Annotated in this window: 12 protein-coding genes; 5 read left to right on the top strand and 7 right to left on the bottom strand. The window is 48.1% G+C overall.

Annotated elements, in window-relative coordinates:
• Nucleotides 1-4 precede the first annotated feature (4 nt).
• Genes IAD09_08835 through IAD09_08845 form a run of 3 tightly spaced genes read right to left on the bottom strand, consistent with a single transcriptional unit; the run spans nt 5 to nt 3,105 of the window.
• Nucleotides 5-1,081: a bifunctional 3-deoxy-7-phosphoheptulonate synthase/chorismate mutase type II gene (locus tag IAD09_08835; protein HIT82324.1), complete on the bottom strand. Its 1,077-nt coding sequence runs from the start codon at nt 1,079-1,081 to the stop codon at nt 5-7.
• 19 nt (nt 1,082-1,100) lie between these two features.
• Nucleotides 1,101-2,288 (bottom strand): aminotransferase class I/II-fold pyridoxal phosphate-dependent enzyme, encoded by a 1,188-nt coding sequence (locus tag IAD09_08840; GenBank protein HIT82325.1) that lies wholly within the window; start codon nt 2,286-2,288, stop codon nt 1,101-1,103.
• Nucleotides 2,263-3,105, bottom strand: a complete 843-nt coding sequence (locus tag IAD09_08845; protein HIT82326.1) for a prephenate dehydratase — start codon at nt 3,103-3,105, stop codon at nt 2,263-2,265. Before IAD09_08845 ends, IAD09_08840 begins: the two co-directional genes overlap by 26 nt.
• Before the next feature lie 534 nt (nt 3,106-3,639).
• Between IAD09_08845 and mscL the strand changes: the two genes are divergently transcribed.
• Both mscL and IAD09_08855 read left to right on the top strand, forming a co-directional pair.
• A complete protein-coding gene (gene mscL / locus IAD09_08850) occupies nt 3,640-4,080 on the top strand; it encodes a large-conductance mechanosensitive channel protein MscL (GenBank protein HIT82327.1) in 441 nt (146 codons plus the stop codon).
• 93 nt (nt 4,081-4,173) lie between these two features.
• Nucleotides 4,174-4,632, top strand: coding sequence for a hypothetical protein (locus tag IAD09_08855; protein ID HIT82328.1), 459 nt, complete (start codon nt 4,174-4,176; stop codon nt 4,630-4,632).
• 96 nt (nt 4,633-4,728) lie between these two features.
• Here IAD09_08855 and IAD09_08860 read toward each other — a convergent pair whose 3' ends face one another.
• From IAD09_08860 to IAD09_08870, 3 genes are all read right to left on the bottom strand, one after another.
• On the bottom strand, nt 4,729-4,956 hold the full coding sequence (locus IAD09_08860) for a winged helix-turn-helix domain-containing protein (protein ID HIT82329.1): 228 nt from the start codon (nt 4,954-4,956) through the stop codon (nt 4,729-4,731).
• 343 nt (nt 4,957-5,299) lie between these two features.
• Complete coding sequence (locus tag IAD09_08865; protein HIT82330.1) at nt 5,300-6,052, bottom strand: shikimate dehydrogenase; 753 nt, start codon at nt 6,050-6,052, stop codon at nt 5,300-5,302.
• Nucleotides 6,053-6,054: 2 nt separating this feature from the next.
• Nucleotides 6,055-7,035: a hypothetical protein gene (locus IAD09_08870; GenBank protein ID HIT82331.1), complete on the bottom strand. Its 981-nt coding sequence runs from the start codon at nt 7,033-7,035 to the stop codon at nt 6,055-6,057.
• Nucleotides 7,036-7,358: 323 nt separating this feature from the next.
• On the opposite strand from IAD09_08870, the gene IAD09_08875 reads away from it, so the two are divergent.
• The 3 genes from IAD09_08875 (at nt 7,359) to dnaA (ending at nt 11,056) form a co-directional block, all read left to right on the top strand.
• Nucleotides 7,359-8,402 carry an N-acetylmuramoyl-L-alanine amidase gene (locus tag IAD09_08875; protein HIT82332.1) on the top strand — a complete coding sequence of 348 codons (1,044 nt, stop codon included), beginning with the start codon at nt 7,359-7,361 and terminating at the stop codon, nt 8,400-8,402.
• A gap of 29 nt (nt 8,403-8,431) precedes the next feature.
• Nucleotides 8,432-9,328: an MCE family protein gene (locus IAD09_08880; protein HIT82333.1), complete on the top strand. Its 897-nt coding sequence runs from the start codon at nt 8,432-8,434 to the stop codon at nt 9,326-9,328.
• 330 nt (nt 9,329-9,658) lie between these two features.
• Complete coding sequence (gene dnaA, locus IAD09_08885; protein HIT82334.1) at nt 9,659-11,056, top strand: chromosomal replication initiator protein DnaA; 1,398 nt, start codon at nt 9,659-9,661, stop codon at nt 11,054-11,056.
• A gap of 77 nt (nt 11,057-11,133) precedes the next feature.
• Here dnaA and IAD09_08890 read toward each other — a convergent pair whose 3' ends face one another.
• Complete coding sequence (locus tag IAD09_08890; GenBank protein ID HIT82335.1) at nt 11,134-11,880, bottom strand: NADPH-dependent oxidoreductase; 747 nt, start codon at nt 11,878-11,880, stop codon at nt 11,134-11,136.
• Between the last annotated feature and the right edge of the window lie 326 nt (nt 11,881-12,206).

Raw genomic sequence — 12,206 nt, forward strand, 5'->3', positions numbered from 1 at the left:
TCACTTATTTGTTGATGATGACCATTTGTTGGCGTATCGACTCTTCGTGGATAGCCGCCAAGATGGTTTGCATAAATTCTCCGTCCATATCCATGTCCTGGGCTTGACTGACCCGTTTGCTGAGGATTTCGTCATATCGGGCTGTCTGCAAGACGGGCATGTCGTGTTCTTTCTTGTATTGGCCGATTTCGCGTGATACGCGCATGCGTTTGGCCAACAGGTCGAGCAGTTGGTTGTCGAGTTCGTCGATTTGACGGCGCAATTCGTTGAGGTTTTCTGTGCTTTGTGAGGTTTCGCGTACGATGAGCATGTCGAGAATGTAGGCTAATACATCGGGTTTTACTTGTTGTGAGGCGTCGCTCCATGCGTTGTCGGGGTTGCAGTGCGACTCGATGATGAGACCGTCGAATCCAAGGTCCATGGCCTGTTGGCTGAGCGGAGCGATGAGGTCTCTTTTCCCGCCGATGTGGCTGGGGTCGCAGATGATGGGCAGGTTGGGGAAACGCCGGCGCAACTCGATGGGAATGTGCCATTGCGGCAGGTTGCGGTAGATGCGTTTGTCGTAGGCGCTGAACCCGCGGTGTATCACGCCGATTTTGCGGATACCGGCATTGTAGATGCGCTCTACTGCACCTATCCACAATTCGAGGTCGGGATTCACGGGATTTTTGATGAAGATGGGAATGTCGACTCCTTTCAGGGCATCGGCGATTTCCTGCATCGAGAAGGGGTTGGCCGCGGTGCGGGCTCCTATCCACAGAATGTCGACACCGTATTTGAGGGCTTCAAACACATGGTATTGGTTGGCCACTTCGGTGGCGACATACATGCCGGTTTCTTCTTTTACGCGTTTGAGCCAGGGTAGCCCCACGGTTCCCACGCCTTCGAATCCTCCCGGTTTGGTGCGAGGTTTCCATATCCCGGCACGGAATATCTTGATGCCTTGTGCGGCCAGCTGTTTGGCCGTTTCAAGTACTTGTTCTTCGGTTTCGGCACTGCATGGACCGGCAATGACGAGCGGGCGTTTGTTTTCGATTCCCGGTAAAGTAATCGGTTCGAAATTCATGATTGTGTCAGCCATATTTTTGATGTTTTTTTGATTATTGACAAATGTGTTTTTTGATGCGTTCGAGCGATTCTTCCAGCTCCTTTTTGTCGGCACAGAGGGAGATGCGCACATAGCGCTCGCCTTGACTGCCGAATATGATGCCGGGCGTGATGAAGACGTGTGCATCGTAGAGTACCTTGTCGGCCAATTCGGTGCAACTGCTCATCGAGTCGGGTATTTTGGCCCAGAGGAACATGCCCCGTTGTCTGGGGTCGAACGTGCAACCCAGTGACTTGGCAATCTGTTCGGCTATCACACGGCGTTCGCGGTAGACGATGTTGTTGCCTTCATACCACGAAGCGGGCAGTGACAGCGAGTGGGCGGCTGCTTCTTGCATGGGACGGAACGTCCCCGAGTCGATATTGCTCTTGACCCGTAACACCCACGATACGAATTGGGCGTTCGAGGCCAGCATGCCCACGCGCCAACCCGGCATGTTGTGCGATTTGCTCATCGAGTTCATTTCGATGCAAATATCTTTGGCACCCGGTACCGAGAGCAGGCTCAGCGGCGTGTCGTTGAGGATGAAACTGTATGGGTTGTCGTTGACGATGATGATGCTGTGGCGCATGCCGAAGTCGACCAGCTTTTCGAACAGCTCGCGAGAGGCCGGAGCTCCGGTCGGCATGTGCGGATAGTTGACCCACATAAGTTTTACGCCCGAGAGGTCGCATTTTTCGAGGGCTTCGAAGTCGGGCTGCCAGCCGTTCTCTTCGCGCAGCTCGTAGGGAATGATGCGGGCTTCGGCCAAGCGGCTCACCGAGGTGTAGGTGGGGTAGCCGGGGTTGGGTACCAGCACGCTGTCGCCGGGGTTGAGAAATGCCAGGGAGATGTGCAGAATACCCTCTTTTGAACCGATGAGCGGTTGTATCTCGGTCGCCGGGTCGAGCTCTACGTCATACCATCTCTTATACCAGTCGGCAAATGCCTTTCGCAGTTCGGGAATACCCACATAGGGTTGGTAGCCGTGGGTATTGTCTTTGCGGCTCTCGCGGCAGAGTGTCTCTATCGTTTCGGGGTGGGGCGGACGGTCGGGACTGCCGATGCCGAGACTGATGACATTCAGCCCCCGGGCATTCATCTCGGCGACTTCTTTCAATTTTTTCGAAAAGTAGTATTCGCTGACCTGGTTCACCCGATTGGCCGGTGTGATGTTACAGGTTGTTTTTTGATTCGGCATATTCTCCAAGTATTTTAAGTTCTTTGATCAGGGGGGTGATGGCATCGACGGCCTGGCGATAACGCAGGCGGTCTTCATACACGACATCGATGTAGAATTGGTATTCCCATTCACGACCGATGATGGGCAGCGACTGTATTTTGGTCAAATTCATTTTATAGAACGACAGTATCGAGAGCACTTGTGACAGGCTGCCTTCGGTGTGCGGTAGGGTAAATACGAGACTGGCTTTGTTGCAAATCTTATCCTTGCGCAACTCGTCGGCATGCCAGCGGTTGGCGATGACCAGGAAACGGGTGGAGTTGTGTTTGTTGGTTTCGATGCCTTCTTCCAAGATTTTCAGGCCATACATGGCGGCCACGTCTTTCCCGCAAATGGCGGCGTGCCCGTGAAGTTTGTTCTTGAAGATGTCTTCGGCACTTTTGGCCGTGTCTTCGGCCTCCACGGCTTTTATCTCGGGGTGGGCATTGAGGAATTCCCGGCACTGCATGAGGGCGATGGGGTGGGAGCTGACTTCGTGAATGTCTTTCCAGTCATCTTCGGGCAGACACATGATAGAGTGCGAGATGTGCAACCGGGCTTCCCCTATGATTTGCGAATCGCTTTCGCGCAGCAGTTCGTGGTTTTGCAGCAAGCTGCCGGCAATGGTGTTTTCGATGGCCATCAGGCCGATGACCGTGTCGTCTTTCTTTATGGCGGTGAAAATGTCCTCGAAGCGGGCACAATAGAGAATTTCTATTTCTTCTCCGGCAAAGTAGCGATGAGCGGTTATATCGTGAAAGGACCCTTTGGCTCCTTGTATGGCTATGCGTTTCATAATCTGTGTTTTTGGTCGTAAAAAAAATTCCCACTCTTCCGTGTCAGAAGGTGGGATAACATATCATCGAGCTTTTGAGGCATGTGCGATTGCCTCCCACCTTGACGCATTGGTGCATAAAGTAGAAAAAATAAAAGCCGTAAAATCGTACAAATAAATTTTTCATATTTCCGTATATTAAAAAATCCCGTCTTGTGAACGGGATTTCTTTATTTCGTAAATTGTCAGCCATACAGAATCCCGTTTTTACTTATTGTTAAAGTAAAAATAGAAAAAATAGGTATGACCAAAACAATGTTTCATTTCGTTTGTCTTTAATACGGCAACAAAGATATGAAAAAGTAGGAAAAGAAAAAAGTATTTTGCGATTTTTTTTGTCAAAAAGAAAAATAAAACTTCGTCCTGTGGTAAAACTGTAAAACGAAACGCGAAAATTCTGCCTATTTTCCTTCCGTGGCCATAAGCCCCTTTTGTCGCAAATAGGTTTGTATCGCAGAATATGCGTATATTTGTGGGGAATAAATACTGTGTCTTATGAAAAAATTTCTTCAAGAGTTCAAAACATTCGCCATGCGGGGAAATGTAATCGACATGGCTGTCGGCGTCATTATAGGAGGAGCTTTCGGCAAGATTGTCTCTTCATTGGTTTCCGATATCATCATGCCGCTCATCGGAGTGCTCATCGGCGGGGTCGATTTCCAAAATTTGAAGTGGACTTTTCGCTCCCCTTCCATGGGAGAGGGAATGCCGCTCCGTGAAGTGACGGTAAATTATGGCAATTTCATACAGGTGACATTTGATTTCCTGATTATCGCTTTTTCGATATTCCTTTTTGTCAAACTCATGACCCGTTTTTCCCGTAAAAAGGCAACTCGTGAAGCAGCCACCCAGGCGGCTCCGGCTCCGGTCGTCACTGACGAGGTGAAGTTGTTGCAGGAGATTCGCGACCTCTTGAAGGAGAATGCGCGTAAATAATGAATGCACTTCCCGGCAAATGTTGAAAATTTCGGCACATATACGTTTGGTGTGCAAATAAATCTTTATCTTTGGGGAAAAATAGGAAATATTATGAATGCGGCACGCGAATCGATGTTGAAATTAATTATGGAGGCCTTCTGCGAGGCAATAGAAAAGGCAAAAGACGATTCTGCCTATTCTTTGACCGATATGTATGTGGGCTTTAAGCCCGAAGACCTTTCCCTCTCGTTCTATGACGACAACGATGTCTTGTTGCAGCAGATTACCCTCGACGAGAGCGAGGAACTCAAAGAAAGTGCCGAAGAGCCATCGTCGGAGTTGATAGCACTCCTGCGCCAGGCGTTAGATGCCCCCGAGGTCGATGCGGCATTCGGCTCGCTCGATACGGTGGCCCCGGTTTCGGTCGTGCTTATCAATGAAGACAAGGAGCCGGCGTGCGAGTTGAAAACGTTCGATAATGAAATGCTTTTCCTCGAAGATGATATTCTGAAAAAAATGGGACAGGAGTTGGACGAGTTTTTCGAGCAACTGATGTCCGATGTCAAATAATAATAGCCGCTTTGGCATAGAAAGAAAAAGAGAAAGGGGCCGCATCTGCGGTCCCTTTCGTGTTTTGAAATTTTTCCCCCGAGCTTCTATCCCTGTTCAGAAGCTGAAAAAGCCCAATGGCTGTTTGTTGCTGACATACCATTCACCGTCTTGTTCATCACAATAGATGTGATGTTCGCAGGCAAGCCAGCCGATAGCTGCAAAGAAGTCTTTGTCCGACAACGAAAGCAGCCTTTTTACGCGATTGGCCGTGATGGAATAGGTCCCTTCCAGGATATGCCATATACGACCTGCATTTACTGCAATATCCAACGCTTTCATCATGTTGGGATTAAATTTCGTCCTAAATGTAGGTGTTTAAAGTTATAATTCAAAATAAATTTGTCCGAAATCTTGTTCATATTGTCGTATTTTTGTTCCTTTTATATCTATTTCACATCGATGTGGAAATTTTCTTTGGGGAAAGGCGGGAAACCCCGAAGGGCAATCAGCCAAAAAGCGTTTCGGCAAAAAGCCAATATAGAAGGAGCAGGATGGCCAAGAAAATGGCAATGCCTGTTCCTATTTTTTTAGAAGTGGGTGTTTTCATTTTTCTGTCGTGGAGTGTTGGGTTTTCTCCTATAACACTCCCGACAGATGGAATGTTTTTATCTTAGGCGTCGAGTTGCTACTTGTTCCAAATGTCCCAGCTGGCGTAGGCTTGCAAGAGGAGCATTTCGAGCCCGTTTTTGGTGGCGGCTCCGTGTGCAGCGCATTTTTCGAGGAAAAGAGTGGTCTCGGGGTTGTATACCAAGTCATAGGCCAAATGCCGAGAAGTGAGAGCCTCATAAGGTATGTTGGGGCTGGCGTCGGTTTGGGGGTACATGCCCACCGGTGTCGCGTTTACGATGATTTGGTATTCCCCCATGAGTTGGGGAGTCAGGTCGTCGTATGTGAGCACGCCTTCCCGGGCTGTGCGTGAAACCAGCTGCGGTTCGATGCCCAGGGAGAGAAGTCCGTACCACACGGCTTTCGAGGCGCCGCCCGTACCCAATACCAATGCCTTATGGTGGTATTCCTTGATATAGGGGCGAATCGATTCGGTAAACCCGATGATGTCGGAGTTATATCCTTTGAGTACCACTTTGTCTTTGTCGTGAATGACCTTTACCACGTTTACGGCACCGATCATCTGTGCGGTTCCGTCCATTTCGTCGAGAAGCGGAATGATACTTTCTTTATAGGGTATGGTCACATTCAGCCCGCATAATTCGGGAGTCTCTTCGACAACCAGTCTCAAATCTTCGATGCGATCGAGTTCAAAGTTCCGGTATTCGGCCGGTATTTTCTCGTTTTCAAATTTCTCGTTGAAGAAATTGCGGGAAAAAGAATGCGCAAGGCGGTATCCCACAAGTCCGTACACATGATTGGCATTTTCCATAATTAACCTCTGTATTTAGCTGTTTTCAATATATTCAGTGCATTGTTTTCTCTCCACAAGGCCGGGAGGTCGCTGCGACTTTGACGCATATATTCCGAGACGATGCGCCACCCGACGTAGCGGCCGGCCTGTCCCGGCGATTCTTGGGTGAACGGCGCGGTGAACGGGGCGGGAGAGAGGTACTGTCCGATGAGAAAGCGGTCGGTCGCGTAGAGATTTTTTTCTTGTAAAAGTCGGTTCCACATGCGGCTCTCGTTTTCGCGACACCATTGCATCTCTTTGGGGGAGTATCCCATCAACCGTTCGATGGGGGTGTCGGGAAGTATTTGTTGCAGACAATAGATGATTTTCCCTTCATAGACCAGTTCCTGCAATAAGGTTGAGGGGGAGTCCCCGACAAACGGGTGACGGGTGTAGAGAATGACCCGCACGACGTCGGGAACGATGTATTCCCGGCTTTTCCGGGGTAATTGGTAGGGGTTGAAAATCGCCCGATAGGGGGCGAAATCGGCTCCCAGGTAGTGGTCGAGTGAAATCGACAGGAGGGTGTCGATGTTCACGATTTGCTGTTGCAATCCCGAGACATGCCCGTAAAGTTGTGTCGGGAGCATATCGTCGGGCAAGAGCCTTTTGTAGCGGGTGAAGGCTTGTGACAGTCCGGTTTCAATGTCACGGGTTTCGGCATAGCAGCTGTCAACGCTTTGGCCCAACATGCGCATGTCGGGCTGCGAGAGGCGTAGCGCGAGTTTTGTTTTTGCCGACGGGTCGTCGGGCGAAAGGGCTAAAATCTCCGATAAATAGAGCGCGTGGAAGAGGTGATGCCGGTCGAGAAAATCGTGCTCGCTGGCCGTGTCGGTCGTTTGCAGGTAGGTTGCCAGTTCCCGGTCATATCGCGTGAGAAGGAGTGGGCGCGGGTCATGCTTCACTTGCCGGCAAGCGGTCAGCAAGGAGATAAACCCGAGAAAAATGGCCATGCGCTTCATAAGAAAACCTGCTCTTCCACAAAGATATATGCAACAAAGGTAATGCAACTATCGCCGAAATGCAAGAGTTTCCCGCTTCCTGCCCGAAAAAATATTTCTCTTTTCGGCAATTTATACCCTTGTTATTACTCGTGAAGCAGGAGAAGGCCCCCGGTTTTCCCTAAAATATCTCGGGAACATAGGGCGAGCATGACTTTTTTCCTCTTTGGTGATTCTATATTTATAATAGAAAACGTGTCAGCTTCTCAAATTTTCGTATCTTTGTCGAGGCATAATGCCGGAAATTATGCTTTTCGATAAATCTTTGCTCATTGAGACAACGCATGAAGAATACTTGGTTTATCTGTGTCGTGACCTTGGTCGCAGCTCTCTTTTTCTCGTCGGTCGTCGAGGCAAAAGACAAGTTTGTCGTTGTTATCGATGCCGGTCATGGCGGGAATGACCCGGGAGCCGTGGCCAATCGCCTCAAAGAAAAAAACATCAATCTCGACATCGCCTTGAAACTCGGAAAGATGATTCAACGCAACTGTTCCGATACCAAAGTGATATACACGCGCAGTAAAGATGTCTTTGTCACGTTGAAGGGCCGCACCGAAATAGGCAACAAGGCAAAGGCCGATCTTTTTATCTCGATACACACCAACTCCGCCAAAAACACCTCGGCACGCGGTACCGAGACCTATATCTACGGTCTGGAACAGGCCGATATAAATATGGAGGTGGCCAAACGCGAAAACTCGGTGATTCTTCTTGAAGAGGATTATACGACCACTTACCAAGGATATGACCCCAACTCGGTCGAGTCGTTTATCATGTTCGATTTTCAACAAAACAAATATTTCGAGCAGAGTATTCACTTCGCCTCGATGGTGCAAGACCAGTTCCGAATCCTGGCGAAACGTCCCGATCGCAGTGTGCGCCAACAAAACCTGCTGGTGTTGCGGCTGTCGTCGATGCCGAGCATCTTGGTCGAGGTAGGATACATCAGCAATGCTTCCGACGCCGCATATCTTTCCAAAGATGCCAATCGGGCCAAGTTGGCCGAGTCGATATACCGCGCTTTTGTCTCTTACAAGGACGAGTGGAACCGCAAGAATCTCTCTCGACATGTAGAGGTCGGCTCAACGACGCCGAGTTCGGGTACCACCTACAAAATACAGCTGATGGCTTCGAAAAAGAAGTTGTCGCTGCAAGACCCTTGTTTCAAGGGATTATCGCCCGTTTCCTATTATGTGGAGAACGGGTGGTACAAATACACCTATGGAGAGGCGTCAACGAAGGAGGCACTGGCCGGGAAACTGTCCCAAGCCAAACGCTATTTTAAAGACGCCTATATCGTGACGTTCAAAAACGGGAAGAAACAATAAAGTAACACAGATACATCAATCATACTGATATGAAAAAATATTTCTCAAAAGAGGTGAAGATTGCCATCTCGGTTATCGTGAGCGCCGTTATACTTTACTTTGGTATCGAATTTCTGAAAGGCATCAATCTGATGCAGCCCTCGAACTACTATTATATAAAGTATGACAACGTGGCAGGACTAACCGTGTCGACACCCGTAACGGTCGACGGTTTCAAAGTCGGGTTGGTGCGCAGTATCGACTATGACTATGAAACCTATCAAGGGGCAGTCGTTGAAGTGATGCTCGATAAGAAGTTGCGTATTCCCGAAGGTAGTAAAGCCGTGCTGCAAGCCGACCTGTTGGGAACGGTCACGCTCACATTGCAATTGAACAAGTATGTATCGACCTATTGCTCGCCAGGAGATTATCTGGTAGGAGAGTCTGATGCCGGTCTTATGAATAATGTCGAGGAAGAACTTTTGCCTTCGTTGGCAGCCTTATTGCCTAAAATCGACAGCTTGCTTGATGGATTGAACGGGGTTGTGCGTTCGCAGGAGTTGAATAAGACCTTGACCAATGTCGCCCAGATTTCTGATGAGTTGCGTGTGGCATCGCATCATATTTCGACTTTACTGGCCGATACCGTCCCGGCGATTGTTTCCGATGTAAAACGCATTACACACAACCTCGATGGCCTTACGGCCGAGCTCTCCCAGTCGAACATCAAGCAGACCATTGCACATATCGACGGGGTGGTCGCTTCGGTCGATACGCTCATGGCCAAGTTGCATCAGCCCGATAATACGGTCGGTGCGTTGCTCACCGACCGTGCGCTTTACGATGCGCTCAATCGTTCTGTGACCAGTGCCGATTCGCTTTTGATTGACTTGCGCCTCAACCCCAAACGCTATGTCCATTTCTCTCTCTTCGGAGGTAAGAAATAATAGTTTTGTTATTTAGATTGATTATAAATAATAAATAAAGGTCCGATTTTTTTTTCGTATCTTAAAAACACCTTGATTTAAGGTGTTTTTTCGCATTTATGAAGAATGCTTGTAAAAGGGATAAAAATGCGGAAATAAAATTATATATCTGACAATCAGTGAAGTATCAAAATATTTTTTGCCTTCTTTTGAGAAAAAATGGCCGAAATATAATTGGCTAACCTACAATAGATTGAAATGTTTTTGAGATACGCAACAAAAAAACGATTTTATTTTTCAAAAAAGAAATTCAATCTTTGTATTCGACTTCTACGATAGAATTAAGAAACCATGAGTTTAGATTACGTCTCCTTGTGGGACCGCTGTCTGGCCATTATCAGAGACAATGTATCGGAAGGACATTACAGAACTTGGTTCGAGCCGATACATGCCGTGAAATACTCCGATAATGAGTTGACGGTGCAAGTCCCGACACAATTTTTTTATGAGTATCTTGAAGAACACTTTGCCGATATCCTTCAACATACTTTGCTGCGTGTATTCGGTCCCGGTATACAATTGATGTATAGCATATCGGTTGTAAAGGAGCCCGAAGAAACGACACAACTCCCGTTGCATGGTTCCCGTTCACAGAAGTCGCCCAAAGGTATTACCGAGCCTACTCAGATAGCCGACCCCTTCAAGCAACCCGATTACAAGGAACTCGACTCGCAGTTGAATCCCTATTATAGTTTCGACAACTATTTTTCGGGTTCGAGCAACATGTTGGCACGCTCGGCCGGTGAGGCTGTCGCTCAAAATCCGGGCAAAACGGCATTCAATCCCCTTTTCCTCTATGGCGAATCGGGTGTGGGCAAGACCCACTTGGTGCAAGCCATCGGAGCCAAGGCCAAAGCCTTGAATCCCAAGGCCCGTGTGCTCTATCTCTCTTCGCATCTTTTCCAAGTGCAGTATACCAATGCCGTGCGCAACAATGCCGTGAATGATTTTATCAACTTCTACCAAAGCATCGACGTGCTGCTCATCGACGATATTCAGGACTTGGTGGGGAAGACCGCTACTCAGAATACCTTTTTCCACATCTTCAACCATCTGCACCAGACGGGGAAACAACTGGTGCTTACTTCCGACCGTCCCCCGGTATCGCTCGAAGGCATGGAAGAGCGCCTTCTGACCCGTTTCAAATGGGGGCTTTCGGCCGAGGTGGAGCGTCCCGACTATGATTTGAGAAAGAATATCCTTCTCAACAAGTTGAAAAAAGACGGTATTGTCATCGCACCCGAGGTGGTCGATTATATCGCCCGCAATGTCTCCAATAGTGTGCGGGAGTTGGAGGGTATCGTCGTTTCGCTGATGGCGCGTTCGATTATCTTGAAAAAAGAAATCTCGGTCGAGATGGCCGAATGCGTGCTGGCGTCGAGTATCCAATTGAAGAAAAACCAGATTACCATCGAGTTGATACAACAGAAAGTGTGCGACTATTATAATATGGACGTGAAGCTTTTGCAGTCGAAGACCCGTAAACGCGAAATCGCCTTGGCGCGTCAAATCTCGATGTATTTGGCCAAGAAATATACCGAATACCCGCTTTCCCAAATCGGTAGCCGTCTTGGCGGCAAGGACCATGCCACGGTGCATTATGCGTGCAAAACGATTGCCCAGCAGGTCGAAATCGATAAGTCCCTGCGTCATCAGGTCGATGAAATCGAACAATCCCTGAAAGCATAGCTATATAATATATAGTAGAAGACAAAGGGCGCTGAAAATTCAGCGCCCTTCATTTTCTTCCCGAGAGAGGGTGGAATTCAGAACTCAAATCCCTGTTCTTTGATGACTTTGAGGAACACGTCGGAGAAGTATTCGTTGTTTTGGCGGGTGTAACGCACATCGGTGAATACCTGAGCCAGTGTTTCTTTTTTGTTTTCGGCCACGAATCCCCGATTGGCGGGCAGTTCCTCTTTTTCTTTGTAGAGCCGGTCGATGTCATCGCGGGTGTAGTCGTGATAGCACTCTTGGTGGATAATGGCCTCGATGGGTAGTCGTTCTACTTGGTCGGGAATCTCTTCGGGGTATCCTACCGTGATGGTGGTGATGGGTACCACGAAACGGGGCAGGTTGAGCGCTTTGATGATTTGGTCGGCATTATAAGTTGTCGTTCCGAGATAGCAGATGCCCAATCCCTTTGCCTCGGCAGCCGTGCAGAATTGTTGTGCGGCGAGCAGGGCGTCGATGGCAGCTGTGAAGAATGACTGGAAGTTGTCATATCCCGGGTCGGCCTTTCGGTATTCACACCATTTGATGAAGCGGTTGAAGTCGGCACAGAACGTCAGTACGACCGGTGCGCTGGTTATTGTCGGTTGGTTGAAGTGGGCGGGGGCCAACTTTTTCTTGTTCTCGGCATCGCGGGTGACCACAACGCTATACACTTGCATGTTGCCGGTGGTTGATACCCGGAATGCTGCTTCCAAAAGTTCGTTCAGTAAATCGTCGGGAATATCTGTTGTTTGGTAACGACGAATGGTGCGGCGGTTTTTGAGAAAATCTAAATCCATAGTGTTATAATATGTTTCTACAAAGTTACAAATAAAAAGTGGCAAATGGAAAAATGTAACAAACATATTTGCCGGTAATTCTTGCCTTTAAAAATTTGCTTTGTGAAAAAGCTGCTATTTCTGCGGTTTTATAAAAAAGAAAACTTCTTTTCTCGTGGCGATTATTTAAATATTTGATAATCAGGTTTGTGTTGTATTTATAGATGTTAAAATTGAAAACCTTGCGAAATTGTTGATAAATAAATGTGGGAAATATTTGTGCACTCAAAAGTTTTTCATAAACTTGCAAACACAAAATCCTATCATGAAGTCGTAACCTTTATACC

Source organism: Candidatus Caccoplasma merdavium, from assembly GCA_018715595.1.
Taxonomy (GTDB): domain Bacteria; phylum Bacteroidota; class Bacteroidia; order Bacteroidales; family UBA11471; genus Caccoplasma; species Caccoplasma merdavium.

What these genes read in the sequence shown, in the direction of transcription:
- IAD09_08890 (HIT82335.1), bottom strand. Translation starts at nt 11,880, where the DNA reads ATGGATTTAGATTTTCTCAAAAACCGCCGCACCATTCGTCGTTACCAA.
- mscL (HIT82327.1), top strand. Translation starts at nt 3,640, where the DNA reads ATGAAAAAATTTCTTCAAGAGTTCAAAACATTCGCCATGCGGGGAAAT.
- dnaA (HIT82334.1), top strand. Translation starts at nt 9,659, where the DNA reads ATGAGTTTAGATTACGTCTCCTTGTGGGACCGCTGTCTGGCCATTATC.
- IAD09_08880 (HIT82333.1), top strand. Translation starts at nt 8,432, where the DNA reads ATGAAAAAATATTTCTCAAAAGAGGTGAAGATTGCCATCTCGGTTATC.
- IAD09_08870 (HIT82331.1), bottom strand. Translation starts at nt 7,035, where the DNA reads ATGAAGCGCATGGCCATTTTTCTCGGGTTTATCTCCTTGCTGACCGCT.
- IAD09_08865 (HIT82330.1), bottom strand. Translation starts at nt 6,052, where the DNA reads ATGGAAAATGCCAATCATGTGTACGGACTTGTGGGATACCGCCTTGCG.
- IAD09_08855 (HIT82328.1), top strand. Translation starts at nt 4,174, where the DNA reads ATGAATGCGGCACGCGAATCGATGTTGAAATTAATTATGGAGGCCTTC.
- IAD09_08845 (HIT82326.1), bottom strand. Translation starts at nt 3,105, where the DNA reads ATGAAACGCATAGCCATACAAGGAGCCAAAGGGTCCTTTCACGATATA.
- IAD09_08860 (HIT82329.1), bottom strand. Translation starts at nt 4,956, where the DNA reads ATGATGAAAGCGTTGGATATTGCAGTAAATGCAGGTCGTATATGGCAT.
- IAD09_08835 (HIT82324.1), bottom strand. Translation starts at nt 1,081, where the DNA reads ATGGCTGACACAATCATGAATTTCGAACCGATTACTTTACCGGGAATC.
- IAD09_08875 (HIT82332.1), top strand. Translation starts at nt 7,359, where the DNA reads ATGAAGAATACTTGGTTTATCTGTGTCGTGACCTTGGTCGCAGCTCTC.
- IAD09_08840 (HIT82325.1), bottom strand. Translation starts at nt 2,288, where the DNA reads ATGCCGAATCAAAAAACAACCTGTAACATCACACCGGCCAATCGGGTG.